The organism is Thiothrix sp. (assembly GCF_028714775.1).
Taxonomy (GTDB): domain Bacteria; phylum Pseudomonadota; class Gammaproteobacteria; order Thiotrichales; family Thiotrichaceae; genus Thiothrix.
The window spans coordinates 18,972-45,756 of the sequence record NZ_JAQTLS010000002.1 but is presented as its reverse complement, the minus strand read 5'-3'; the positions used below and the strand labels follow the sequence as shown (position 1 = coordinate 45,756).

The 26,785-nt window shown below is 51.4% G+C and carries 22 protein-coding genes and 1 pseudogene; 13 read left to right on the top strand and 10 right to left on the bottom strand.

The features are described 5' to 3' along the window. The first annotated feature begins 31 nt into the window (after positions 1-31). Positions 32-613, top strand: a complete 582-nt coding sequence (locus PHE17_RS01770; protein ID WP_301014092.1) for a GspH/FimT family pseudopilin — start codon at positions 32-34, stop codon at positions 611-613. On the opposite strand, the gene ispH is transcribed toward PHE17_RS01770, so the two are convergent. The 3 genes and pseudogenes from ispH to PHE17_RS01760 form a co-directional block, all read right to left on the bottom strand. Beyond that, positions 610-1,548, bottom strand: coding sequence for a 4-hydroxy-3-methylbut-2-enyl diphosphate reductase (ispH, locus tag PHE17_RS01765; protein WP_301014318.1), 939 nt, complete (start codon positions 1,546-1,548; stop codon positions 610-612). The genes PHE17_RS01770 and ispH overlap by 4 nt on opposite strands. A gap of 231 nt (positions 1,549-1,779) precedes the next feature. Then, a pseudogene (locus PHE17_RS21685) lies at positions 1,780-1,980 on the bottom strand (FKBP-type peptidyl-prolyl cis-trans isomerase); the annotation flags it as partial. Between the two features lie 55 nt (positions 1,981-2,035). Continuing rightward, positions 2,036-2,368 (bottom strand): hypothetical protein, encoded by a 333-nt coding sequence (locus PHE17_RS01760; RefSeq protein ID WP_301014091.1) that lies wholly within the window; start codon positions 2,366-2,368, stop codon positions 2,036-2,038. Between the two features lie 122 nt (positions 2,369-2,490). On the opposite strand from PHE17_RS01760, the gene purD reads away from it, so the two are divergent. Beyond that, complete coding sequence (gene purD, locus PHE17_RS01755; protein WP_301014090.1) at positions 2,491-3,777, top strand: phosphoribosylamine--glycine ligase; 1,287 nt, start codon at positions 2,491-2,493, stop codon at positions 3,775-3,777. Here purD and nadA read toward each other — a convergent pair. From nadA to PHE17_RS01740, 3 genes are all read right to left on the bottom strand, one after another. After that, positions 3,774-4,820, bottom strand: coding sequence for a quinolinate synthase NadA (gene nadA / locus PHE17_RS01750; protein WP_301014089.1), 1,047 nt, complete (start codon positions 4,818-4,820; stop codon positions 3,774-3,776). The two genes, purD and nadA, sit on opposite strands and share 4 nt — an antisense overlap. 2 nt (positions 4,821-4,822) lie before the next feature. Then, positions 4,823-6,073: a DEAD/DEAH box helicase gene (locus PHE17_RS01745; protein ID WP_301014088.1), complete on the bottom strand. Its 1,251-nt coding sequence runs from the start codon at positions 6,071-6,073 to the stop codon at positions 4,823-4,825. A gap of 313 nt (positions 6,074-6,386) precedes the next feature. Next, positions 6,387-9,845, bottom strand: coding sequence for a hypothetical protein (locus PHE17_RS01740; RefSeq protein ID WP_301014087.1), 3,459 nt, complete (start codon positions 9,843-9,845; stop codon positions 6,387-6,389). A 71-nt stretch (positions 9,846-9,916) separates the two neighbouring features. Between PHE17_RS01740 and yidD the strand changes: the two genes are divergently transcribed. Continuing rightward, positions 9,917-10,177 (top strand): membrane protein insertion efficiency factor YidD, encoded by a 261-nt coding sequence (gene yidD, locus PHE17_RS01735; RefSeq protein WP_301014086.1) that lies wholly within the window; start codon positions 9,917-9,919, stop codon positions 10,175-10,177. 5 nt (positions 10,178-10,182) lie between these two features. On the opposite strand, the gene PHE17_RS01730 is transcribed toward yidD, so the two are convergent. Continuing rightward, entirely contained in the window at positions 10,183-10,839 is a 657-nt protein-coding gene (locus PHE17_RS01730; protein ID WP_301014085.1) for a thiopurine S-methyltransferase, read from the bottom strand. Positions 10,840-10,984: 145 nt separating this feature from the next. Between PHE17_RS01730 and PHE17_RS01725 the strand changes: the two genes are divergently transcribed. Then, positions 10,985-11,995 carry a nitrilase-related carbon-nitrogen hydrolase gene (locus PHE17_RS01725; protein WP_301014084.1) on the top strand — a complete coding sequence of 337 codons (1,011 nt, stop codon included), beginning with the start codon at positions 10,985-10,987 and terminating at the stop codon, positions 11,993-11,995. Here PHE17_RS01725 and PHE17_RS01720 read toward each other — a convergent pair. After that, positions 11,877-13,061: a ChaN family lipoprotein gene (locus PHE17_RS01720; RefSeq protein ID WP_301014083.1), complete on the bottom strand. Its 1,185-nt coding sequence runs from the start codon at positions 13,059-13,061 to the stop codon at positions 11,877-11,879. The genes PHE17_RS01725 and PHE17_RS01720 overlap by 119 nt on opposite strands. On the opposite strand from PHE17_RS01720, the gene PHE17_RS01715 reads away from it, so the two are divergent. Next, on the top strand, positions 13,044-15,029 hold the full coding sequence (locus PHE17_RS01715; protein WP_301014082.1) for a M1 family aminopeptidase: 1,986 nt from the start codon (positions 13,044-13,046) through the stop codon (positions 15,027-15,029). The genes PHE17_RS01720 and PHE17_RS01715 overlap by 18 nt on opposite strands. A gap of 78 nt (positions 15,030-15,107) precedes the next feature. After that, a complete protein-coding gene (gene yegQ, locus PHE17_RS01710) occupies positions 15,108-16,460 on the top strand; it encodes a tRNA 5-hydroxyuridine modification protein YegQ (RefSeq protein WP_301014081.1) in 1,353 nt (450 codons plus the stop codon). A 7-nt stretch (positions 16,461-16,467) separates the two neighbouring features. Here yegQ and PHE17_RS01705 read toward each other — a convergent pair whose 3' ends face one another. Then, complete coding sequence (locus PHE17_RS01705; RefSeq protein WP_301014080.1) at positions 16,468-17,307, bottom strand: septal ring lytic transglycosylase RlpA family protein; 840 nt, start codon at positions 17,305-17,307, stop codon at positions 16,468-16,470. Positions 17,308-17,582: 275 nt separating this feature from the next. Between PHE17_RS01705 and PHE17_RS01700 the strand changes: the two genes are divergently transcribed. From PHE17_RS01700 to PHE17_RS01690, 3 genes are all read left to right on the top strand, one after another. Then, positions 17,583-19,037, top strand: coding sequence for a D-alanyl-D-alanine carboxypeptidase (locus tag PHE17_RS01700; RefSeq protein ID WP_301014079.1), 1,455 nt, complete (start codon positions 17,583-17,585; stop codon positions 19,035-19,037). A gap of 231 nt (positions 19,038-19,268) precedes the next feature. Next, on the top strand, positions 19,269-19,865 hold the full coding sequence (locus PHE17_RS01695; protein ID WP_301014078.1) for a hypothetical protein: 597 nt from the start codon (positions 19,269-19,271) through the stop codon (positions 19,863-19,865). Continuing rightward, entirely contained in the window at positions 19,856-20,707 is an 852-nt protein-coding gene (locus tag PHE17_RS01690) for a nucleotidyl transferase AbiEii/AbiGii toxin family protein (RefSeq protein WP_301014077.1), read from the top strand. Before PHE17_RS01695 ends, PHE17_RS01690 begins: the two co-directional genes overlap by 10 nt. Positions 20,708-20,718: 11 nt before the next feature. Here PHE17_RS01690 and PHE17_RS01685 read toward each other — a convergent pair whose 3' ends face one another. Next, positions 20,719-21,093, bottom strand: coding sequence for a hypothetical protein (locus PHE17_RS01685; protein ID WP_301014076.1), 375 nt, complete (start codon positions 21,091-21,093; stop codon positions 20,719-20,721). Positions 21,094-21,342: 249 nt separating this feature from the next. Here PHE17_RS01685 and PHE17_RS01680 point away from each other — a divergent pair, with 249 nt between their 5' ends. The 4 genes from PHE17_RS01680 to PHE17_RS01665 are packed head-to-tail and all read left to right on the top strand — an operon-like array spanning position 21,343 to position 26,780. After that, entirely contained in the window at positions 21,343-21,558 is a 216-nt protein-coding gene (locus PHE17_RS01680) for a hypothetical protein (RefSeq protein WP_301014075.1), read from the top strand. After that, on the top strand, positions 21,555-22,487 hold the full coding sequence (locus tag PHE17_RS01675; protein WP_301014074.1) for a DUF4007 family protein: 933 nt from the start codon (positions 21,555-21,557) through the stop codon (positions 22,485-22,487). Before PHE17_RS01680 ends, PHE17_RS01675 begins: the two co-directional genes overlap by 4 nt. After that, positions 22,484-25,960: a hypothetical protein gene (locus PHE17_RS01670; protein ID WP_301014073.1), complete on the top strand. Its 3,477-nt coding sequence runs from the start codon at positions 22,484-22,486 to the stop codon at positions 25,958-25,960. The genes PHE17_RS01675 and PHE17_RS01670 overlap by 4 nt, the downstream gene beginning before the upstream one ends. After that, complete coding sequence (locus PHE17_RS01665) at positions 25,953-26,780, top strand: phosphoadenosine phosphosulfate reductase family protein (protein ID WP_301014072.1); 828 nt, start codon at positions 25,953-25,955, stop codon at positions 26,778-26,780. The genes PHE17_RS01670 and PHE17_RS01665 overlap by 8 nt, the downstream gene beginning before the upstream one ends. The last annotated feature ends 5 nt before the right edge of the window (positions 26,781-26,785 follow it).

The following is a 26,785-nucleotide window of genomic DNA, read 5'->3' as shown; positions in this document are numbered from 1 at the left end:
TAAAAATAACATACCTGAAATGGAAAGCATCATGAACAATAAACAGCAAGGTATGACGCTCATTGAGCTAATGGTAACGCTATCAGTTGTCGCCATCGTGGCATCAGTCGCCGCCCCCTCATTGAGCAGCATGATGGAAAACAACCGCCTAACCGCCCTCAACAACCAGCTCGTTTCAGCCATCAATTACACCCGTGGCGAAGCCGTCAAACGCAACTATAACGCTGCCATGTGTGTGCGTAACAGTGGCGGGTCAGGCTGCGCAAGCTCCGGTGGTTTTGATAGTGGCTGGATCGTCTTCGTCGATTGCGATGCCGATGGTGCAGTCGATACTGGCAATACCTGCGATACCGATGGTAACGGCACTGCGGATACACCAGACACCATTTTGCAAGATACCGTACCTAGCGCCACCAACGTTACGATCACCAGCAATAGCTCAACCCCACGGCTGATCAACTACCAACCAAGCGGGAAAGTATCCAATGGCGGTACGTTGAGCGTGATAACGAGTTCCAGCACCCGTTACAAGGTCACGATGGCAACCACAACGGGGCGGATCAGCTCCTGTAAGGTGGGGAACCCGCATTGCACTGCGCCTGAAGATGATTAATCTGCGCGTAACTCTTTAGGCAACACAAAGGAAACGTTTTCGGTAATGCCAGAATCCTGTACCTTGACGTTTGCCCCTTGCGCTTGCAGGTAGGCAATCACGCCTTCCACCAGCACTTCCGGGGCAGATGCGCCAGCGGTGACACCGATGCTGCTTTTGCCCAGCAACCATTCAGCACGGATGTCTTCTGCGCCGTCGATCAGGTGGGCGGGTGTACCGCGCTTTTCGGCAATTTCGCGCAAACGGTTGGAATTGGAACTGTTGGGCGAACCGACCACGAGAATCAAATCGCTTTCATCTGCCAAACGTTTCAGCGCATCTTGGCGGTTTTGGGTGGCGTAACAGATGTCGTCTTTTTTCGGCCCGATAATAGCGGGGAAGCGGCTGCGCAAGGCATCAATCACGATGGAAGCATCGTCCACCGACAGCGTGGTTTGGGTGACGAAAGCGAGTTTTTCTGGATTCTTGACCTGTAGTTCCGCTACTTCTTGCGGGGAATCGACCCGGTAAACTGCGCCGCCATGGGAAGTGTCGTATTGCCCCATCGTGCCTTCCACTTCTGGGTGGTTTTTGTGCCCGATGAGGATGGTTTCGCGCCCTTCACGGCTGTAACGTGCCACTTCGATATGCACCTTTGTCACCAGCGGACAGGTGGCATCGAATACTTTCAAACCGCGCCGTTTAGCCTCTTCCTGCACTGCCCGCGAAACCCCGTGGGCGCTGAAAATGACGGTGGCATCATCGGGGATTTCATCCAATTCCTGCACAAAAATCGCGCCTTTATCACGCAAGTTATTCACCACAAAACGGTTATGCACCACTTCATGGCGCACGTACACGGGAGCGCCAAGCACTTCCAGCGCCCGGTCAACAATTTCAATGGCGCGGTCAACACCGGCACAAAAGCCGCGAGGGTTGGCGAGGATGGCTTGCATGGTTGGTTTTCCTACTATCTCAACGATTTCCAGATCAAGGCGGATATTATGCCCTGCTAGCGGGTGATTGAAATCGACCTGCACACCCGCATCCCCAATGCCCAATATTTTCCCCGGAATCTCTTGCCCAGAAGGGAGTGCGAAACTGATGATTTGCCCTTGCTGCAAACCCAGTTCTGGTGGGAAATCGTCACGCGGCACGGTTTGGATCGCGTCGGGGTCGGGTGTGCCAAAAGCTTCCGATGCCATCATGATCAGACGGGTATTTTCTCCCTCTGGCAAGCCCAGCAATGCCGCTTCAATGTTGGGGTGCATGTCACCCTGCCCCAATTGCAGGATGTCACCTTGCGGGTCTGTGCTTGCTTCGACCAAATAGCCGTCAGCGAGGAACAGTTGGTAGCGCCAGCGGATTTGGCTGTCAGCCTGTATCATTTTGCTCATTGCTTATCATGTGTGTGTAACTAAGGCTGACAGCATAACAAAGCTTTTACGAAACCGGCACAAGCTGGTTGATGTTGATATAGCAACTGGGCCGATGCCCGAGGCGCGGGTAAATGTGCAACCAGTAATCGTTGCCATTTTTGATGACACCCTCCTGCATGGATACCAAATCCGCCAGTTGTCCATTACTGAGCGTGCTGACAAGGGGTGAGGCCGCATCCGGCGCACGGTAGCACGCGGTATTACCCGTGTCTGAATGCACAGCATAAACCGTCGCCACCACCCGTGCAGGCGGAAGCTCCGCCACTTGCGGGGGAGAGGTCTCATTTTTGCACCCGCCTAACAAGGCGGCTACCAGTAAAATTCCACAATAGTACATTTCTAACTCCCGGACGAATCCATTTCCGGCTTGAACACATCCTGACATTTAACGCATGAGCTATTGAAACAGCTACCTAATCCCGCTTTAATGGTGCGTTTTTCAGGATTTAGGGAGCAAACATGAAAGTTCTGGTAGTCGGTGGCGGTGGGCGCGAACATGCGCTGGCGTGGAAAATTGCCCAATCCGGGCGCGTAAGCGAAGTGCTGGTAGCCCCCGGCAATGCAGGCACTGCGCTGGAACCGAACATGCGCAACCTGCCAATTGCAGCGGAAGACGTGGATGCGCTGGTGCAATACGCGCAAGCAAACAGTATCGGTTTGACCGTGGTCGGCCCCGAAGCCCCGCTTTCCAAAGGTATCGTGGATAAATTCCGTGCGGCGGGTTTGCGTTGTTTCGGCCCTACCCAACAAGCGGCGCAACTGGAATCTTCCAAAGCGTTTGCCAAAGACTTCCTCGCACGACATCAGATTTCTACCGCTGATTATGCCAATTTCACCGAGATCGAACCCGCCGTAGCGTATATCCGCAAGATGGGTGCACCGATTGTGGTGAAAGCTGATGGTTTGGCGGCGGGCAAAGGCGTGATTCTGGCGCAAACGGAAGATGAAGCCATTGCAGCGGTCAATGACATGCTGGCAGGCAATGCTTTCGGTGCTGCGGGTAGCCGCGTGGTGATTGAGGAATTCCTGCTCGGCGAGGAAGCCAGTTTCATCGTGATGGTGGATGGCGAACACGTACTGGCGATGGCAAGTTCCCAAGACCACAAAGCCCGCGACAACGGCGACAAAGGGCCAAATACCGGCGGCATGGGTGCGTATTCCCCCGCGCCAGTGGTCACACCCGCGATGCACGAGCGCATCATGCAGGAAGTGATTTACCCCACCGTGCGCGGCATGGCAGCAGATGGCATCCCCTACACGGGCTTTTTGTACGCAGGCGTGATGATCAACCCGCAAGGCGTGCCGAAAGTGCTGGAATTCAATTGCCGTTTCGGCGACCCAGAAACCCAACCGATCATGGTGCGTTTGCAATCCGATTTCGTCGATTTATTGGAAGCGGCACTGGATGAACGGCTGGATCAGGTCACGACACAATGGGACAGCCGCGCTTCTTTAGGCGTGGTATTGGCAGCAGGTGGTTACCCAGACACTTACCGTAAAGGCGACGTGATCAACGGGTTAGATGCAGCGGCGAAGCTCGACGGCAAAGTATTCCATGCAGGAACGTCAGAGCAGGATGGGCAAGTCGTCACCAACGGTGGGCGCGTGCTGTGCGCCGTCGGTTTGGGCAACACCGTTACCGAAGCGCAAGCTAACGCCTATGCACTGGTGCATGAAATCCAGTGGGATGGCGTTTACTACCGCACCGACATCGGGCATCGGGCGATAGCGCGGGAACAGGCTTAACGCCGCATCTTGGCGAAATCCAACATCCGCTGTGTAGAGCGTAAGGCTTTCACGCGGATGTCTTCATCTACGAAAATCTCGTTTTCACCCGTTTCCAACACTTTCAGCAAGTTGTGCAAACCGTTCATTGCCATCCATGGGCAGTGCGCACAACTGCGGCAGGTAGCACCCTCGCCCATGGTCGGCGCGGCGATAAATTCCTTGTCCGGTGCGGCTTGCTGCATTTTGTAGAAAATGCCGCTGTCGGTCGCCACGATGAAACGCTTATTGGGCAAGGTTTGCGCTGCTTTGATGATTTGGGTGGTGGAACCGACTGCATCTGCCAGCTTGATGATTTCTTCCGGCGATTCGGGGTGAACCAGCACGCCTGCGTCGGGGTATTCCTCAATCAACTTACCCAAAGCGCGGGATTTGAATTCGTCATGCACCACGCAAGCGGCTTGCCAGCGCAACATATCCGCCCCGGTAAGGCGCTGGATGTAGTTGCCCAAATGTTTGTCAGGCGCCCAGAGGATTTTCTTGCCCTGTTCATCCAGCCATGTCACCAACTCCACCGCAATGCTGGAGGTCACGACGTAATCGGCACGCGCCTTCACTTCCGCACTGGTATTGGAATACACCACGACGGTGCGGTCAGGATTTTCGTCGCAAAACGGGATGAATTGGTCGGCGGGGCATTCCAAATCGAGCGAACATTCGGCTTCCAGCGTTGGCATCAATACGCGCTTTTCGGGGTTCAAAATCTTCGCGGTTTCGCCCATGAAACGCACCCCCGCAACAATCAACGTAGTCGCAGGGTGTTCGTTGCCGAATTTCGCCATATCCAGCGAGTCGGAAACGTAACCGCCAGTTTCTTCCGCCAACTCCTGCAAATCGCGTTCGACGTAGTAATGCGCCACCAGCACTGCATCTTGCTCTTTGAGCAGGCGTTTGATTTTGTCCTTCACCACCACTTTTTGTTCGGGCGTGTAATGCGGGTTCAGCGACTCAATCAGCGCGGTGGGCGGGACTTTGATGATGGGGATGTTGATGGGTTTAGACATGATTAACGCTTCTTCCCTTTTTTGGTTGCTGCCGCTTTTTTGGCAAGTTTTTTCTTTTTGCTGCCCGCCGCTTTACCGGAGGCTTTGAGTTTTTTGGGGCCGGTATACTGGCCTTCCAAGCCTTCAATAGTACGATGTTTGAAATTTTGACGCAAAAACCGCTCGATACCGACCATCAAATTCCATTCGGTGCTCTTGACCAAGGCAATGGTCAAACCCGGTGTATCGCCGCGCCCAGTACGTCCGATGCGGTGGATGTAATGGATGCCCGTGCGGGGCACGTCAAAATTGACCACCAATTCCACACCGGGGATGTCCAAGCCGCGTGCGGCAAGATCAGTCGCAAGTAAAGTGCTGATCACGCCGTCGCGGAACAGTGCCATGATGCGGTTACGGTTTTTTTGATCCATATCGCCGTGCAGCACCCCGCAACGCACGCCTTGTGCTTGCAATGTACCGCTTAGACTATCCGCTTGCGCCCGGCTATTGGTGAACACCAAGGCTTTGGTGAAATTTTCATTCAGCAGCAACCATGCCAGCAAACGTTGCTTGTGCGCGGTGTCATCGGCGAGGACGACTTGCTGCTCAATGTTTTTATGTTGGTCGCGCAGGGTGTTCAGCCCCACCATTTCAGGCGCGTTTAACACCCTTTCGGCGATTTTAATGATGCCTTCGTGGTTTAAGGTGGCGGAAAACAACAGGGTTTGGCGTTGTTTATTGCACTGCGCGGCAATGGCTTGCAGCTCTTTACTGAACCCCATTTCCAGCATCCGGTCAGCCTCATCCAAAACCAGCACTTCCAGATGGGAAAAATCGGGGGTTTGTTCTGCCATCAATTCCAGTAAGCGACCGGGGGTGGCGATCACGATTTCGGTATTTTTACGCAACATATTCTGCTGTTGGCGGAAATCTGCACCACCCGTAATAACCCCCACCTGCAAATTGCAGAACTCCAACAACTGCTGGCATTGCTGGAAAATTTGCTTCGCTAACTCGCGGGTCGGAACCAGCACCAAAGCACGAGTACCGTATTCGTCGGAAGGCTGGCTGAGCAGATGATGCAGGGTGGGCAGCAAAAACGCGGCAGTTTTACCGCTGCCCGTTTCAGCACTGACCAGCAAGTCACGGCGCATCAGGGCGCGGGGGATTGCCTCGCGTTGCACGCTGGTAGGCTGGGTAAACCCCATTTTTTGTACCGCCTGTAACAGCGGTTCAGCGAGGGCAAAATCGGCAAAAGATGGGGTGGTCTGCATGAATACTTCGTCGTTGTACGTATTAAAGGAGACAGCATAACGGATTATGCACGTTCCGCGTAGGGGCGCTTGCTGTGTAAACTGTCCGAAGGATTACTACACTTAAGCCACGGTCGAACGTCAAGCCCCCAACGTTGCCAGAACGGGCGACCGTGCCGGACACCCAACAACACCAGCTAGCCGCGCTGCAAGGCTTCGATAGCCCAGCGGTAACCGCATGAGCACCCAAGTATTGCACGCGGCTGAGCAATCGCTGGGTAACGCCCCTGACCGCGCTTTACTGGCAGCGTTGTTTGCGATGCTCGGTTAACGCCTAAGCGTAGCCCCCCAACAAATCCGCGCCAATCGTCCCTTCCAAACTGCGCAAGTATTCCGGGGTACAGATATGCGCCAGCTTGGCCTGTGCGTGCTGCAAACGTCCGGCAATGTCCATCTTTTCCGCCACATCCTGATGGGTTTCCTTGCCAAGAAACGCTTGCAGGTCGTGGCAATGGCGTTCCCACAAAGCAATATCGCGCTGCTGTTTGGTCAGCAAACGTTGCTGATACCAGCGGGAATTCAGCATGACATCGCGGGTAAACAGGGCGCGGATGTCGGGATGGTGCGCATTTTTCCCCTGATAACTGCCAGTTGCCATGATGTGCAACAAAGCTTGCAGCGGCGGGCAAGCGTCTTCGATGCTGCCGTCATCCAGATAGGCTTGCGCGACGTGTTGCTGCGCTTCGACGATATTGTTGATGCCATCCACGAACACATCCATGCCCTGCGTTTCTGGCTTGAGGGTGTTTTCGCCGAATACCACCGCCGGATTGTCGAAGATTTTACCCATAAACGTGGCAACAAAACGGTCGGTAATGCGGTAGCCCAAACGGCTTGCCAGCACGGGTTGGCCTTGGTACTCGAAATCTTCCAGCTTTTCCAAATAGCCATGTTCAATCAGGTAACGCGGATCACGCTCGTGTTCACGCAGCCGCGCCCAGATTTCCGGGATCAGCAAACTGATGTCGTGGTCAACGCGCAGGTTTGCACCGATATACCCAGCCGCACTGGAAAAACCCGCGTAACCGCTGATGATGAACGACACCAGCGCATTGTTCAGGTCAGCGGTGGTGCGCAAAGCGTTGAAAGGCCCTTTGGTCAATGCGCCTTCGCTGCCCGCACCCGTGGTGGAGGGCGATTTGCCGGTCACGCTGCAAATGAAATCCATGAACAGTTCCGGCAATTCCTGATAATGGATCGGGTTAAACACCGCCAGAGGACGGATGCCCTTTTCCGGCGGGTTGTTACGCCGCCCGGTCAGCACCGCATCAACCGGCGTCATCAGCGGTTGGTTCAGCGGCACACGCCGCAGGAAACGCGCCCCCATTTCCGCGACATACTTACGTAGGGGCTGTTGCAGGTCAGGGCGGATTTGCAGGTAACGCGGATTCTGGCTGGGTTTGCCATTCACCAAACGCGGGTTGGCGGAAGACACCACGTATTCGCCGGACTCATTCGCCGTTTGCAGCAAGTTACGCATCGGGTCGGTGTATTGCTGGAATTCGACCACATCCTCAACGATTTCAGTGAGTGAGTCGCCTTTCAACGGCTCAAAGTTGGCAATGAAATTGTCCGGTTGCGCCATATCGTGTTCGGTTTGCTTGTCGAAACCGCGATGGATGGCTTCATCCGGGCGCTGGAACAGGCGGTATTCGCAGTTTTTCACCAGTTTGACGCTGGAATTGGATGATTTCGGTGAACGGTTGGGCAATACGTCGCCACTCACCACCACCGACGCGCTGATGTCGTCTTCCATCTGCACTTTTTCGGTGGCGATGAAATCTTGGCGGACTTTGTAGGTGTGCCAGTTACCCGCCTTATCCAAGCCGACACGCAGGTAAGAGGCGACCAGTTCGCGCCCGTTGTGTTTCAGCGCATTGCCCGGCATTCCGTTAATCACATCCACCGAGAAATGCTTGCGCCAGTTGCTGCCCGACCCCGGTTTATACATGCGCTTGATGATGAAGGCTTGCGAAAGGATGCGTGGAGGGATGCTCGCCAGCCACGAGTTGTATTCGTCGGTATTGCTGGGCGAAGGGGTAAGCAGCTTGATCACCGAACCGAGGCTGCGTTCCGGGCTAAGCGGCTGGCGGGTTGGGTCGCTGTCTTCGTCGGCGAATTCCGGCTTGAGGCGCTGGGTGTAATCGTGGTTGAAAATGATTTCGACCTGATCCATGTCATCCTCGAAATCCTGCACGAATACTGGGCCGTAGATTACTGCGTCATTCAGCGACTTGGAAATTTCCGATTTGCCGCCGCCGGAAACGGTGCACGGCTTGTGGCAGAACGTGCCTTCCGCATCCGTGCCGATAATGCGCCAGCTAGGGGCAGAAGGGTGTTTCTGCATCTCGGTTTTGTAACCGTTGGGCTGCATGTAAACCTTGCCGGGGCGCAGCTTGATGCAGTGTTCGCCCGTGGCATTTTTCCAGCGGATGGTTTGGGTGCGCAAATCCATGCGGATGTCGAGCGGCAGATAAATCAGGTCGGGGTGCGCTTTGTCGATGGCGTAACCTTCCGGCTGCACATCCATGCGTGCACCGTATTCCGCCACCATGCGCTCAAAATTGTAAATTTCCGGGCGTTTGCGGGTACGGCTATCCGCGCCGTATTCCTCACCGTGGTTGCGGCGTTGGAAAGCCAGTGCGCCCCCCGCATGTTCTTCCTCCGCCAGCCCGAACAGGTTGGCTGCGTAACTGATCTGGGTTTTGACTTCTTTCTTGCAGTAGCCGTAATAGTTGTCGGCGAGGATGGTGACAATCACCCCGCGTGTGTCGCGGGCAGTGACTTTGAAAGAACTGCCGTCGTTGTAAAGCTCGCCCGCCTCCTGCCAGCACATGCCATCTTTGCGTTGGCGTTCCGTGGCTTGGTCGTAGTGCGGCAAACCCAGCTCTTTTTTGGTCAAGCGCGTGAGGTGCGGGGCAAGGATGACGCAGCCGGTATGCCCCGTCCAATGATCCACATCCAGCGCGGCATCTTGTGCAGGCAGGTAAGGGTTGCCCGCATTGCCGAAAATGCTTTCGACGAAATCGAGGTTACTGACCAGATTGCCGGGGGCAAAAAAGCGGATTTCCATGCTTTTTTCCGCTTCCACACCGGGGATTTCCGGGCAGACCACCGGGCGTAGCAGCAAGGAAACGAACAGCTTGGCCTGTTGCGCTTCGTTGGCAGTGAATGGCAGTTGCAACAAGGTATCCGGCGGGTTCATGGCGTGCGCCAACATCCGCGCAAACGCCAGTTTCGGCACGGCTTTTTTGTCGCCGGGAACCGGCAAACCGCCTTCGGCAATGTGGAACGAGCCTTTGGTGGTGCGGCGGTCATTCGCCGGATTGTGCAAAATGCCCTGTTTTACGCGGTAGCTGGAAATGATGTCGGACTTGAATTCGTCGCTGTCAGACGGCAAAGAAAGTTCCCGCGCCACGCCGTAGCGGTCAAGCACGACGCTATTGCCGGGCAGGCGTACCTTGCCTTCCGCCCCACAATCTTCCAAATAGCTGTCGAGGAAACTTTGGATACGCTGGTCAGCCGGGCATAAGTAGCCAGTCAGCAGGCGATTTTTCTCACGGTAACTTTGCAGCAAATCGTGGGCAATCGAGAGAAATTCGTTATCGCCAGCATTCGCGGGTGGCTGCCCGGTCGAGGAAAGTTTGAGGTTGATGTAAAGCTGTAGGCGACGGCGTTCCGCCGCTGGGTCATGGTGCTTTTTGCCCAGACCTAGCGATTGTTCCATATTCATGTGGTGCAAGCTCTTTGTGATGGACTAACTGTGTGTTGGGCGGAGTTTCGCATTGTTGCTATAATGGCGCAATGAAATACCCATTCCTGCTCCTCATCCGCTTCTACCAGTTTTTCATCAGCCCGATGCTGGGCAGTAACTGCCGTTTTTACCCCACCTGTTCGCACTACGCGAAAGAAGCCATCGAAAAACACGGTGCGTTGAAAGGCTCATGGCTGGCGATCCGCCGTATTGGGCGCTGCAACCCGTGGCACGAAGGTGGGGTGGATTTAGTGCCGGAACCGGGCAAACCCTCCTGCCAATGCGGTTCCGACCAATGTGATAAACGTTAAACGTTTCAGCGCGGCATCAGTAAATACACCTTTTCATCCAAGCACGTCAGCCCCCGTTGGCGGAAGCTGGGGCTTTCATCCAGTACACTGGTTTCAAACAACTTTTCGACGCGGAAAGCTGCCTCATAAGCGTTGCGCACCTCTGCCTCATGCACGGCAAACGGTGGGCCTTTCATTTCGGTTTGCGCGTACTCCAACGTGACCAGCAAGGTTTGTACATGGGGTGGCAAAATCGCGCTGAAATGTTGTGCATAACGCGCCCGCATTTCCGGTGGTAACGCGATCAGTGAGGCACGGTCGAAGACTCCGGCACAATCCGCCACATCCGCCGCTGTCAGGTTGAAAAAATCACCCAAGAGGATGACCAAACCGTCCGCTTCCCAGCGTTCCAATTTGCCCTGTTGCGTCACCTGCGCTTCCAGCCGGTTTTCAGCAAAGAAATCCTGTACCGCAATCGGGCTAAGTTCCACCCCTGTTACTTGAAAACCTTGCGCTCGCAGCCACAACATATCGCGGCTTTTGCCACACAGCGGCACGAAAATTTGACCGCCCGCAGGCACATTCAGCTTGTGCCAGAAAGCCTGTAAGTGGTTGTTAAAGTCATCCTGATGGAAACCGATTTGGTTCTGTTCCCAACGTTCTAGCCAAAAATCTGCTTGCATATTGTCCTCCAAGGAAAACCCGACGGGCGGTACAGTAATTCTGCTTATGGGGGTTAAAAAACTTTGTCTTATATTTACCACAACAACCTGTGTAGACTGACAGTCGTTCAATATCATCAATCGTTTGATAATTGGGGGTAAATCTATGGGTGGCGCAAACCTTTCCCATTTTCCTGAGAATGTACGGGTGGCAAGTGTGCAGTATAGGCAACAACCACTCAGCACGTTTGAGGATTTCAGCAACCAGCTTGGGCACTGGGTTGTTACCGCAGCGGAACAACAGGCTGATTTCATCGTACTGCCGGAATTATTCACCTTGCAGCTCCTCACCCTGCAACACCGCAAGCTCACTGTCGGTGAAGCGCTCGCCATCTTGCACCATTATACCTTCAAGATCGAAAAAAGCCTGCGCAGGCTAGCGACCCAACACCGTGTCAATATTATCGGCGGCACACATCTGATCAGCCGCCCCAATGGGCAAGTGGAAAACGTCTGCCTCGTGGCGCTGCGTGACGGCAGCTTGCACCGCCAATCCAAAATCCAGATTCCGCAACACGAAAGCCAAGCGTGGAGCACCTGTTCCGGCAACTTTGCCCACGCTATTGAAACCGATTGCGGCACGGTCGGCATCCTTATCGGGCAAGACGTTGAAAGCCCAGAACTGGCGCGGCGGTTGGCAAACCAAGGGGCAAGGGTATTTTTCACCCCATTCAGCACGGCATTACGCACCCAATATTTGCGTATCCGCCAAGCGGCACAAGCACGGGCGATGGAAAATGAAGTGTATGTTGCGCTATGTGGCAATGTGGGGCATTTGCAAGGTGTGGCGGGCATGGGCAGCCAGTACGCACAAAATGCCATCTTGAGTGCGTGCGATTTCACCTATTCCCACGAAGGCATCCTCAGCGAAGGTACTGCCAATAGCGAAATGCTAGTGGTCGCTGACCTGCAACCGGACAAGCTGCGGGAAAGGCAAACACCCGACGTGCGCCCTGCGTGGTCGCTGGATTTCGCCACTTCCGCGCCAGCCAGTATTTTTACTGCAAGGTCACAGCATAGGCGGACAAATTCGTCTCACCCGCACGCGCCACCTGCACCTGCACCTGCTGCCCCGGCTTATATTGCGCCAGTGTCAGCATCAGGTCGGTCATGCTAGTAATGGCGATGCCATCTAGGCTTGCCAATCGGTCGCCGGTTTGCAGCCCGGCTTTCTGAGCCGCGCTGCCTGCCGCCATTTCACCAATCTGCACGGTTTTACCGATGGTATTTAGCCATACCCCCAACTTGCCGGTCGGCGGCAAGGAATAGGGGCGCGTCAGGATAAAATAATCCGCCATGTCCGGTTGGATGTCGCGCATATCACTGCTGACCACGGTTGCCAGCTTGATGTCCGGCATTTGTTGCGCCACGTCTTGGGGGATGCCTGCGCCGTGGCTGATATGCCCGGAACCGGAAAACACCACCATCTGCCACGCCGGATTGGGTTGCAGGAAACGGCTGATGTTTTGTGCCATGGTTTCATCCCAAATCCGCTGCACCTGCACGAAATTCTCCAGTTGCTGCTTACCGGAATGTTCCGCAAAAATTTTTGCCAACCGTGAGCGGTAAGCCTCATCGGGTGGGCTGATGCTGGCGGGTAACTGCGCCCGTTCCGCCGGACTCAGGGCTTGCAAACCGCCGTGGGAAACCTTGCGGGTCAACTCCGCCGGGGCATTCAACGCAATCACCGGCAAATGGTTGGCCTTGGCGTATTCCATGATCGGGCGCAACATGCGGTAGTCGTAACGCCAGCGGTCAAAGTAAGCCGTGCGGCGCAGCAATTCATTTTCGTCGATTTTGCCCGCGAGAAAATCATCGACCACTGGCTGGAAAGGCTGCTGGAACCACTCCACCCCAATGGCAAGTCGCGGGTTTCTCTGGTGCAATGCTTGTAGAATGGCAAGCTGGTTGAGGTGATGGTCGTAACGGTCGTGGGTTTCACCGACAAAAACCACGCGGTTATGACCCAATGCATCCATCAGGGCAGGAAAAGGTAAACGCTTATCCGCACTGACGACTTCCGGCTGGTAGTTCCCCAACCACGCGAGGACTTCCGGCTGGCTACGGTGTTCCAACATCGCCGCTTGCCCGCTGGCAGCAAACAGGGTAAAGCCAAGGCAACAGGCCACCAATAACTTATGGTTCATCATTTTGGTCAACAATCTATGTGGATTCTGAAACATCTTTTTATCCTGATGATTTTATCCCTGCCGGTTCCGGTAGCAGCGGATAACTTGCCGGTGTTGCATCATGTCTTACGTGTCATGCCTGATGTCAAAACGGGTTCCTTACAGGTGGAAGACACGCTGACAGTACCAGACACCCTGCGCCACGACGGGCAATTTGCCTTTACGCTAGGGTCAGCATTCAGCTTGAACAGCCCCCGCACCCAAACGCTTGCCCCTAACCGCTATAGTATTACACTTCCGCCCGAACAGCAGGCTATTACCCTCACGTACAGCGGTAAGTTGGCCTCAACACCGGATTGCGCATGGCTGACCCAAACGTGCGTGCTACTCAACGAACGCGGCGTGTATCTTGATGGCAATAGCCAATGGTATCCACAAGTTACCGACGCGCTGCATACTTTCGACTTACAAATGCGCTTACCGGAAGGTTGGGTCAGCCTCAGCCAAGGCGAACAAACCGCACAAGGCTGGCGTGAAACCCACCCGCAGGACAGCATCCACTTGATTGCAGGCAAGTTTCACGTTTACCAACAATCCGGCAAGCACGCCACGGCAATGGTGTATTTACAAACAGCGGATGAAACCTTAGCCAAACGTTACCTGCAAACCAGCCAAAAATACATCGACAGTTATTCGGCATTACTGGGGGATTACCCTTATGCAAAGTTCGCTACGGTAGAAAGTTTTTGGGAAACGGGCTGGGGTATGCCATCGTTTACCTTACTTGGGTCGCGTGTGATGCGTTTACCGTTCATTTTGGACAGTGCATTTCCGCACGAAATTTTGCACAACTGGTGGGGCAATGGGGTCTACGTTGATGCCAGCCACGGCAATTGGTCGGAAGGCTTAACCGCCTATCTGGCTGACCAGCGCATCAAGGAGCAACAGGGCGAAGGTATTGAATACCGCCGCGCTGCCTTGCAAAAGTACGCCACGTTCGTTGGGGAACAAGCCGATTTCCCACTTGCCAGCTTCCGCAGCCGCCATGATGCCACCACCCAAGCCATCGGTTACGACAAGTCGCTGATGTTGTTCCACATGCTACGCCGCCAGTTGGGTGATGAAAAGTTATTCACTGGATTGAAGGGGTTTTACCGCGACTTCCGTTTCCGCCCCGCCACGTTCGGTGATTTGCTCGCGGCCTTGCAGGTGGATGCCAGTTTCCAGCATGAATGGCTCGAAACCACAGGTGCACCGCAACTGAAAATCGCCAGCCATACGCTCAAACCCGCCGCTTCCGACTACCAGCTTGAACTGACGTTGGAACAAACGCAGGCGGGCAAAGCCTTTCCGCTGGATATTCCCGCCCGCCTGCAATTTACCGACAGCAAGCAGCCCGAACAGCGTGAAACCTTGCACATGACCCAAGCCAAGCAGACGTTTACCCTGAAACTGCCTGCAAAACCCAAGCGTTTGGCACTTGACCCGGATTTCGACCTGTTCCGCCTGCCTGATCCGGCGGAATTGCCAGCCTCCATCGGCGTGCTGTATGGCAAGGAAACCAAGACTTACGTGCTGTCACGCAAAACCGATGCCGCGATGCAAGTCGCGTGGGAAAGCTGGTTGGACGCGCTGAAAGCCCACGATAAAACCTTACGGGTGCAGTATGACGACCAGCCTTTGCCCGATACTGGCACGGTTATCTTGCTCGGCGGTGACAATCTTGCCTTGCAAGGCTTGCTGGAGCGGGCAAAGGAACCCTTCCGCCTGACGGATGCGGCCTACACCCTCAACAGTGTCAATTACACCTGCGGCTTGCACACGCTGGCACTGGCATTGCGGGCAGGGCAACAAAATATGGTGCTGCTGGATGCTTCCACCCCTGACGGATTGGATAGGATGCTTGCCAAACTACCGCATTACGGCAAGTACAGTTACCTACTGTTCAACAGCGGCACGGGGGAAAATGTGGCGAAGGGGCAATGGGAGGTGCAAGATTCACCGTTGGTCGTGACGTTTTAATGGCAACAAGGGCATTCGCCTAGCGCACCGCTTGGGAATATAATCCCGGCCTTAACGTAACGGATTGGATTTCGCCCCATGAAACGCCCTGAACTGCTCGCCCCCGCCGGGACATTAAAAGCCATGCGCCACGCCTTCGCCTACGGTGCGGATGCGGTCTATGCAGGCCAGCCACGCTATTCCCTGCGGGTACGCAATAACGACTTCAAAAACGAAGTGTTGGCGTTAGGGATTGCGGAAGCGCATTCGCAGGGCAAGCAGTTTTTCGTCGCCGCGAACATTTCCCCGCACAACAGCAAGATTGGCACATTCCTCGCCGACATTGCCCCAGTGATTGCAATGCAACCGGATGCGCTGATCATGGCTGACCCCGGCCTGATCATGTTGGTGCGCGAAAAATGGCCTGAAATGCCGGTACACCTTTCCGTGCAAGCCAATACGGTCAACTACGCCACCGTGAAATTTTGGCAGAGCATTGGCCTGACCCGCGTGATCCTTTCCCGCGAATTGTCGCTGGACGAAATCGCCGAAATCCGCCAGCAATGCCCTGACATGGAATTGGAAGTGTTCGTGCATGGCGCGTTGTGCATTGCCTATTCCGGGCGTTGCCTGCTGTCGGGGTATTTCAACCACCGCGACCCCAACCAAGGCACTTGCACCAATGCTTGCCGCTGGGAATACAAAACCACCGAAGCGGTGGAAGCAGCGGAAGGTAAATTTGTACCGAAGGAAGCCATCCTGCCAATGGATGCCCTGCGTGCGGGGGAAGGGCTGGGGATGGGGGGGCAAGAACGCCACCCGCTCGCCGACAAGGTGTATTTCCTCGAAGAAACCAACCGCCCCGGCGAACTGATGCCCGTGATGGAAGACGAACACGGCACGTACATCATGAATTCCAAAGACTTACGTGCCATCGAACACGTCCAGAAACTCACGGAAATCGGCGTGGATTGCCTTAAAATCGAAGGCCGCACCAAGTCGCACTACTACGTTGCCCGCACCGCGCAAACCTATAAACAAGCGATTGACGATGCGCTAGCGGGACGCAGTTTCGACCCCAAACTGCTGGGCGTGCTGGAAAACTTGGCGAACAGGGGTTACACCGACGGCTTTTACGAACGCCACCATACCCACGAATACCAAAACTACATGCAAGGCGCATCCCTCGGGCATCAGCAGCAATTCGTTGCCGAAGCAATCAGCGTGGATAAGGAACAGGGTTGGATTGAACTGGATGTGAAAAACCGTTTCAGCGTCGGCGACCGCTTGGAACTGGTACTGCCGGAAGGCAACCGTGAAACTACCTTGGAAAGCATGGAAAACCTTGATGGCATTCCGATGGAAACCGCCCCCGGCAGCGGGCATAAAGTGCGCATCCCGCTACCGCAAGGGGTGGAAAGCGACATGATCTTAGTCAGCCGCTTCCTGTAAGTGAGGCTTATTCCAGCACTTCAATTTTGACTTTGGCAGTACCGGTATTGACCATGCCAATTTCCCGCGCTGCCGCTTTGGAAAGGTCGAGCACGCGCCCGTGTTTGGCGAAACCGCCCCGGTCATTCACTTTTACTTGGACTGACTTGTTGTTGCGCAAGTTAGTGACACGGATTTTGCAACCAAACGGCAAGCTGCCGTGGGCGCAAGTTAACTTGTCTTGGTCGAAACGTTCGCCGCTAGCGGTACGCCCACCATCAAAGGCATCGCCGTAATAGGAAGCAGTACCGACCTGAAGCAAGCGCCCCTGTGCTTGGGTATCTGCTTCTTCAGCAGTGCCTTCTGGAACGAAAGTGATGTTGTACTGGTTTGTCGGCGGGGTGCGGACAAGCTTGTGCTTGGTAGCCGTGCTTTTACGGGAAGTTTTGGTCTTGTGCGTTGCTTTTACTTCAGCAACTTTTGATGATTTTTTGTATTTCTTGGCAAGTTTGGCGTGCCTGCTGGTTTTGTCTTTTTTCGCTGTCTTGTTGTCTTCCTCGGCTTTGTCGGCCTTGTGTTTGGCAGATTTACTCGCCAACTTTGCTTTGCCCTTGCTTGATGGCTTATCCGCTGCGTCAGCCTTATCGGTCTTGTGTTTGCTAGACTTGCTAGCCAACTTCACTTTGCCCTTGCTTGATGACTTCTCGGCCTTTTTATCCTCAGACTTTTTGACGGTGTGTTTGGTTTTCTTGCTAGTCTGTGTTTTTTCCGTGACCTTCCCCTTGGCTACCGCGTCGGTAGGAAAGTTACTTGCACAGATTGATAGCCCCAATAATATGCCCAGCCCCAAACGTTTTATCGGGTTCATGAGCTCAGTCGTGGATGGTTTCATCCTCATACTCCAAACGGATAACGTTAATTTTTCGCAAGAATAGCACGCCCGATTTGTTTGTCTACTGTCTCAGAACGTTGTTTATTCACAACGTTTGTCGCTTTGAGGGAACATTTTTATAGAATTTAAGCAACCCGCTGACGAGCGGAGAGGATAATTTTTCGCGCGGAAGCCATATAGGCTTGAGTTTTAGCGCGTCTGCTTCTACGCTAGGCTATGGTTTTTTGACAGGATTAAGCAGGGGGAGATTTATGCTGAATTGGCGTATCGCGGCGATGACCGTTTTATCCATTTCTGTTATAGCGTGCAGTTCACAACCGACGCCACAGGATTCTGGCGCTTCGGCTGACTCGTCATACATCAATGACGTAGCTCCCTACCGACCACAGGGTCGGCCTCACAACCAAAGTTACGCCTCTCACGCACCGCGTGGCGATGCATCACCGACTAACCTGCCCTCTGCGGGCGGGGACAAAGCTTATCGTGGGCCGGGCAAGCTTAACCAGTTACCGGATAGCATTGCCAGCAGCTTGCGCTTGCGTGGTTTGGCTGAGCAGAACATGGGGGCTTATGTCCGCCCGGTAAATGGCGGGCAACCGATCCTGACTGCGTATGCTGACACCCCACGTAACCCCGCTTCCACCATGAAACTGGTGACAACGTATACGGCCTTGGGCGTATTGGGCGCTGACTACCGTTGGCCGACTGAAATCTATACCACCGGGAATCTGGCGGGCGATACCCTGCAAGGTGATGTCATCATCAAAGGTTACGGCGACCCCGATTTCCGTGAAGCTGGCTTCCGTCAATTGCTGCAAGCACTGCGGGCGCGGGGTGTACGCAATATCGCGGGTAATTTCGTCATCGACAAAACCTATTTCAATGTGCAAAACCAAGGTACGATTGATGGTGCGGAAGGTGCAGCCTATAACGCTGAACCCGAAGCTTTGCTGTACGGTGAGTGGGGCAGTTGCTACAACATGCCGGGTAAGGCTGGGCAAGTCCAGCGCATTTGCCGCCTCGCACCGCGCAATACACGCGATTTGAATGCCAACCTGTTCGCTGACTTCTGGCGTATCTGGAATGCTGAAATGGGCGGCAACTTAGGCGGTGGCCTGCAAATCGGCACAACGCCGTCCGGGGCGCAATTGGTGCAAACCCACCTGTCCGCGCCTTTGCGTGAAATCATCATGGAAATCAACAAAGACAGTAACAACGTCATGGCTCGCCAGTTGCTCCTGTCGGTTGGCGCAAAACAGCTTGGCGCACCGGGAACCACCCAAAAAGGTGCTGCGGCTGTCGGTCAATGGTTGGAAAGCCGTGGTTTGCGCTTCTCGAACTTACGGATTGAAAACGGCTCTGGCCTTAGCCGTGTGGAACGCATTTCCGCCCGTGAAATGGGTGAAATGCTGATCGACATTTATAACAGCCCTTTCCGTAGCGATATGCTGAATTCAATGGCAACCATCGGCATGGAAGGCACGGTCAAGAAACGCATGACCAACTTGGCAGGCCGTGGCAAGTTCAAAACAGGCACATTGAAAAATGTGAAGGCGCTGGCAGGCTTTATCACCGCCGCCAATGGCTTGCCGTATGTAGTGAGCATTTTGCACAATGACCCCGGTGCGCCCGGTGCACGGGACATACACGATGACTTGGTGGAATGGGTTTACTTCGGCAGCAGCAATAATTTTGCTTCGCGCTAAGTGTTGATTGCCCACTCCCGCATTTGAAGTAGAACTTCGTTTTTACATACGAGCCGCCCTTTTCATTGATTAGGGCGGCGCTTATGTGGTCTTACTGTAGTTTCAGAACCTAGCAACATACGTTGATTTCTCATGCTTAGTTTGATTTAATCAAATCAAGTAAACATTTTCAACGGTTATGTCATGCGAAATGCCGAGTTACAGCTTAAGTCTTTTGGCAACATTCCTGTTATGCATCAAACGTTGTTGTCAGTACTCAACGGCTACAAAACCCCCAATAACAAGATTTCCCGCTGGCTGGAGGAAGGCGTCCTACTACCCGTGAAACGCGGTATGTATGTGGTTTCACCTGAATTGACGGGGAAACCAATTGTGCGCCTGCTGGTCGCCAACCTGCTGTATGGGCCTTCCTGTGTATCACTGGACTACGCCTTATGGCATCACGGACTAATCCCCGAAAAGGTGCTGGAAGTCACCTCAGTGACAACGCGGCGAAGCCAAACGCTCGAAACGGATGTGGGGCGCTTTTCCTACCAACACCTGCCAGACGGGCTGTACCCTATCGGCCTAGAATCAGTGGCGGTGGAAGGCGGTGGTTATTGCTTACTTGCCGCACCTGCCAAGGCTTTGTGTGACAGACTGGTACTGAGCCGCAACTTACGGGTGCATTCTGTCAAATCCATGCAATATTTCTTGCTGGATGACCTGCGCTTTGATGCTGATGAATCAGGCATGATTAACTTGGAAATCATCGCAGCCTATCGGCAATCAGGGCATAAAACCGCATTGCTGGGCAATTTGTACGAGGCTATCAAACAATGGCAGTGAATTTGCTGGAACAGATGTTGAACCGCTATCCATTGGTCAATGTCGAGCAACACGATCAAGCACTTCGCGAAGTCATGCAGGAAGTAGCATTGGCAGGTCTCAACCGCGCAGGCTTTTTTGAGCAAGCCGCTTTTTACGGTGGCACTTGCCTGCGGATTTTTCATGGTTTGCCACGCTTCTCTGAAGACTTGGATTTTTCACTGTTGCAACCGGATGCTGAATTTTCTTTGCAACCGTACTTCAAAGCGGTGATCGCTGAATTTAAGGCATTGGGTTTGGATGTAGAGATTACGACCAAACAAAAGACCACGGACAGCCAGATAGAATCAGCCTTTTTGAAGAACAACACCCAAGTGTTCAGCCTGAACATTAGCAGCGCCCGCAAGGTCAAAATCAAGTTTGAGGTGGATACCTTGCCACCGCTGGGTTTCGCTACGGAAGAAAAGCTGCTACTCCAACCGTTTTCTTTTTACGTCAAGTGCTTTTCCCTGCCCGATCTTTTTGCCGGAAAGTTACACGCACTGCTATTCCGTCAATGGAAAAATCGGGTGAAGGGGCGTGATTGGTTCGATTTTGAGTGGTATATACGCCATAACGTCTCACCCAATCTGGCGCATTTCGCCAGACGAGCTTATGAAAGCGGTGCTATTCGCCAAGAAGTTGTGTCAGAAACTGAACTACAAGTACGGTTACACCAGCGCATCATGGCAGTAGATTTTGACAGCGCCAAGCAGGATGTTGTGAAATTCATACCTGATGCCAAAGTACTCAACATCTGGTCAACAGACTACTTTCTGCAACTGGCTAATCGGCTTGCTGCTTTAAACGCAGGTGGCGCATGAGGCAATTGGGATTAGCCGTGCTTGTATTGAATGATGCTTGATGTCACGTCTATTTCCAGCCCGACACCATCCAACACGTCTTGGTGAATGGATGAGGGGAAATTGTCGTCCAGCAAGATCATCGCCGCTCGTTCCAGCAGGTCGGAATGGGATGAGAGCAAGGCAAACGCTTCTTGGCTAAAACCACCTTGTATCTTGTGATCGCGGAGGTATTTTCTGTCTGCATCGCCAGATGATGTTGTAGGGATGGTGTGGCTTTGTGGGACTTCCCAAATTTTTTCTGAGCGTAAGTGCCAAAATGGGTATTCTGGATGAGGTTGGCGACTGGGGGAAAAGTCCTCAATGACCTGTTCGAGTTTCTCCTCAATTTCATCAAAGGCAATCATACGGGGCTTTCCAGCTTGAACCCGTGCTAGAGCCAGCAACAACAGCAATGGTTTCTGGGGTCTACGTCGCCCATCGGAATACCATACGTTCAAGTCGAAAAAATGCTGAAGAAGTCTTTGAGGAATCATGAGCTTCGCCTTATCACCTTTATTTACTGTCAAAAAATCAGCTAATTTGAATGTTACTCTCATCCGTGTAATGTTACACTTAACATGTTATGTAACATAGTGCCAATGGAGCAAAATGGTATGGCAAGAGGCGTGAGTGGCAGGATTGTCATTGAAATAAACCCCGAAACAAAACAAGAACTATATGAACAGCTTATGATGAATAATGTCAGTTTGAAAAGCTGGTTTTTGGAGAATGTTGAATCTTTCCTCAAAGGCAAACAACAACTTTCACTATCCCTTGCCACATCGGTGCATCACGAAGAAAACACAACTAAGAAGCGAGTGATTGCATGAAATTCAATCCTAAAAGAATGTCTTTTGGTAGGCATGAAACATTTCCCTTGCGTTACAGTTGGCTAACCAAAGCCTACCAAGAGGTTGTGGTTGACCCGTCAGTATTTGATGCAGATGACGCGACTGTTAGACTTGGCGTTGGCAAAAATATGGTCAATGCTATTCGTTATTGGGTGCAAGCTACCCAAATCATCGAAAAAACAGAAACAGGCTACCAACCGACAAAACTAGGTGATTTCATCTTTGACGAAAACGAAGGTGTCGATCCTTATCTTGAGGATGAAGCTACAATTTGGTTATTACATTGGCACATGGCAAGCAATCCTGAGCAGGCAACTTGTGCCTATTGGATGTACAACCGTTATCACAAACCAGAATTCACATCGGAACAAGCCATTGATTCTTTGATAGATTTTGTAAGACAGAACAGTCATACAAAACCATCTAAAAATACGCTTAAAAATGATGTCGCTGTGGCTTTGCGTATGTATTCGGATGCTCGCCCGAAAGCCAAACAGTTTTCAGACGAGTTTTTAGATACACCGTTTGCGTCCATCAAACTCTTATCATTATTGCCTGACAACAAAACATACAAGGTACAGGTGGGCGATCATGGTCACTTGCCTATCGAGGTCCTTGCTTATGCAGTTGCATCGCTGTTCAATGCAACAGGAGAAAAGGCGTTGGCTATCGAAGATTTGATGTATGGCAAAAATGACTATCCAGCACCGGGAGCAGTTTTCTGTCTGACTGAAAGTGCTTTTCTCTACAAGTTAGAAAAACTAGAGCAGAGAAAAGATACCCCATTCAGGTTTCAGGAAACAGCAGGAGTCAGGGTGCTTTTCAGAACAAGCGATGTCCAACTTGAGCCTATGAGCTACTTACGCAGTTACTACGAACAATCGAATTTTCTTGAGGCAGCAGCATGAGCTTGGCCGGACAAATACAAGTCAATACAAACTACACCCGTTCAATTAATCTTGAGCGCGATGCCGACTCACTAGCTGTTGTTAATGCCTATATTCCAACCACTCGTGCATTGGATACGTTGGCGCGTGTTGGCGAAACCATTACAGCAGTCAGAAGTATGCCCCGCGCATGGACACTAATGGGGCCATATGGTTCGGGAAAATCATCTTTTGCCGTATTTCTTTCCCACTTATTAGGCGCAGCAGATGATGTAGCCACAGATGCGGCTCAAGCAGTCCTAGCACGTTGCAATGAGATGGTTATTGACCAATTTTGGGATGAAAACGGGAAATCATTAGAGCATTGCAGGGTTTTCTTGACCGGCAGCCCTGAGCCACTAAGTAAACGACTTGCTAAATCATTACATGAGGGAGCTACGGCTTTCTTCTCTCGTGAAGAACGGCAGTATCCGCTAGTACTTGAACAATTAGCTCAATTATCTGCACAAGATCACATCACTGTTACGGAAACGATTGATACGATCAACCAGTTACAAGAAGCAGTAGCTAGTGCAGGAGGCTACGGTGTTTTGATTGTGATTGATGAGCTAGGTAAGTTCCTAGAGTATGAAGCTCGCCATCCTGAAGCGAACGACATTTACCTGTTACAAGCATTAGCAGAGCAGGCATACACAGGCTGTGAGGATGAGCGCGGTGCAATTCTGTCAGTGTTCGTGTTGCTGCATCAATCGTTTGAACAATATGCGCGTGGATTAGGTCGGGTTCAACGTAATGAATGGGCAAAAGTTCAAGGACGTTTTGAAGTTATCCCTTTCCTAGAATCTGCTGAGCAAACTTTACGGATTGTCAGTAAAGCAGTTGAACAACCTAAAAAACTGCCAAAAACAATTACAAAAGAAACAGAACAATTGTCTGCTTTATTAAGCAAGTGGCTGGCTTTACCAAATACACTAGATAAGCATTCTGCGAGTCAATTGTTCCAACAATGCTATCCGTTACACCCTATCAGCGCATTGTTGTTACCACTACTTTGCCAAAAAGTGGCTCAAAATGAACGCACCTTATTTAACTATTTGGGAAGCACGGAAGCGTTTGGGTTTCAGGATAGTCTCAAGCGTTTAGAACATCTTGGTGATTGGATTTACCCTTGGGAAATTTACGATTACTTTATCAGCAACCAACCTGCGGCTGTTGTTGACCATCTTACACATCGCCGTTGGACAGAAGTTGTCACTGCATTAGAGCGTTTGGGTGATGACAATCCTGATGCTGTAAAAGTTCTGAAAACCGTAGGTTTGTTGAATCTCATCGGAGCACAAGCAGGTTTAAAAGCATCTAAGGAAATCCTAAATTATTGTTTGCATGACCCTGATGCTATCACAAGTGCATTGGAAGTTTTGCAGAAGCGTGCGGTTCTACAATTGCGCAAGTACAACAACGAGTATCGTGTATGGCAAGGTAGTGACTTTGACTTGGAACTTCGTTTGCAGGAAGAACGCGGCAAATTAGGTGTATTCAGCCTTGCAGAACGTCTCAGTAAGCAACATGGTGGAATGCCGATTGTTGCACGTAAATTCTCCATTCAAAAAGGAGCAATGCACTATTTCACGACGGCTTTTATTGATGCTAGTTCAGTAAGTCAACTTGGCGAAAGTGCAGGTGTTCCACGTATTGTTTTCTATCTCGCTGAAGATCAGCAGGACGATGAAACCTTCATCAAGCAAGTGGTTTCTAATGCATCTCCGCTTGATGTATTAGTGAAATATCCTCATGCAGCAACGCTACGTGATGTAGTTGCAGATGTATTGGCATTAGAAGCCGTGCAAAACAAATCCCAAGAACTGCATTCTGATCCGGTCGCACAGCGGGAGTTCCGAGATTACTACCAATCGGCACTACAGGCGGAAGAAACTCAAGTTCACCTGCTGTTAGAGCAGCCTCAACGTAGCCAATGGTATTGGCAAGGTAAACCTGTTCAGATTGATGGTAAACGGGCGTTTCAAAACAAACTATCTGACATATTAGGTAGCTTATATTGCAGAATCCCAACGATCAAAAATGAACTGATCAACCGCGACAAACCATCTAGCCAAGCAGCCGCAGGGCGTAACAAACTGCTTGAAATGATGCTTTTGCATCCAGATGAAGAAGCTTTAGGAATTGAAAAATTTCCGCCTGAGAAAGCTATGTATCTTGCGTTATTGCGTGAGTCCAGCATTCATCGGCAGGATGACACAGGTAAATGGGGATTTTTTGCACCTACCAGCGGTCATTCTATACAAGCAACTTGGGCAGAGATTGAGGAATTTCTGAATTCAACTGAGCAGAAAGCTCGACCTTTCAGTGATCTGGATGGCATCTTAACTTCGACACCGTTTGGTCTAAAAAATGGTGTGTTGCCTGTATTGTATTTGGCGGCTTACTTTGTACATCAAGATGAATTAGCTTTATACGAAGATGGTCAGTACCTCCCGACACTCAGTAAAGATGTCTTAGAGCGTTTTGTGAAAACACCGGAACTGTTCAAGGTACAACTGTTTAGAATTGAAGGTATCCGCGCCACCATCTTCAAAGAATACATGACCGCATTATTCACCGATGGTAAGACTCGGACGGTAGTTCAAGCTATCAAACCACTAGCTACATTTGTGGGAGGTTTAAATGAATACACACAAAAGACTAGTGACTTACCTGAACACGCCAAAGCATTCCGCAATGCATTCCACTTATCTAAATCACCCGAACAATTACTGTTTGAGGGAATACCCCAAGCACTAGGTTTCGATATAAGAGCAACCGAACAAACCAAATTCGATGGTTATGTTGAAAGGCTCAAGGACACACTAAGTGCATTGAAACATGCTTACTCTAAGATGTTAGATGATCAACAAAAGCTCTTAGCACAAGCTTTACGCCTGAAAGCTAATGCTACGATTCCTGAGATGCGACGCATTACAGGGCGTTATGTGGGACTTGATACATATACGGTAGATACCGACGGATTGAAAGCATTCATCAACCGACTGACCAATTCGGATAAAGTTGATCACGATTGGTTTATCAGCATCCTTATGTTTCTTGGCAAGAAATCACCGGAAAAATGGCTTGATGGCGATAAAGCACAAGCAGATATGCGATTGAGTGAATATTCTCGACGTATGCTTGATCTTGAGGCTTTACGCATTCATGATCAAAAAAGGCAAAATACCCAAGATGAATTTGATGTCATCTTATTGAAATCAATAAAAAAAGGTGAAAAAGAGCGTCAACAGCCTGTTGCGATAAGTAAAATGCAGCGAGAAGCCGCAGATGAGCTAAAAAGTCGATTAAATGATCAATTATCTGGGGCGGATAAAGAATTGCAACTTGCAGTACTAGCTGAATTAGTGGATGATTTCTTGCGTGATTATCAGACAACTCAACACCCCAAAGTAGTTGCATCCAAGCAATTGAGTAAGATTAAACATGACTAAGCATTTGACGCTACAAGAAGCTTCAGAACTTGAAGATTCACGCCATGTCCTCGGATTATCCGGCGGTAAGGATAGTGCTGCTCTCGCCATATATCTCCGAGATCACTACCCAGATATTCATAACCGGGTTGAATATTTCTTTACTGACACGGGTGCTGAACTTCAGGAAGTTTATGATTTTCTCGACAAATTAGAAGCTTACTTAGGCAAAGAAATTAAAAAACTGAGTCCTGAGCGAGATTTTGAACATTGGTTAAAAATACACAACAACTATCTGCCATCGCCTCGACAGCGTTGGTGTACATCAATGATGAAGATCAAACCCTTTGAGAAGTTCGTTGGTAATGATCCGGTTGTTACCTATATCGGTATTCGTGCAGATGAAAATAGAGAAGGTTATATTAGCCAGAAAGAAAATATTCAAGCAGTTTTTCCTTTTATGGAAGATGGATTGATTCGATCAGATATTTTCCGAATTTTGGAAAATACTGTTGGTATTCCAGAATATTATCGGTGGCGTAGTCGTTCAGGTTGCTACTTCTGCTTCTTTCAACGTCAAGATGAATGGTTAGGGTTAAAGCGCGAACATCCTGACTTATTTGCCGAGGCTGTTCGCATCGAAAAGGAATCAGGACAAGGTTATACATGGGTACAAGGTAAGACGCTTGAAGAAGTAGTTGCCCATGCTGAAAAAACAGAAGGAGCACGCACTTCAAATCGTAATGCTAAGAGTGTTCACACAATAAAATGGCAAGATGCTTTGAGAGATCAAGAAGATGATGATCCCGAAGATCAGGCTTGTATGATTTGTAGTTTATAATTTCA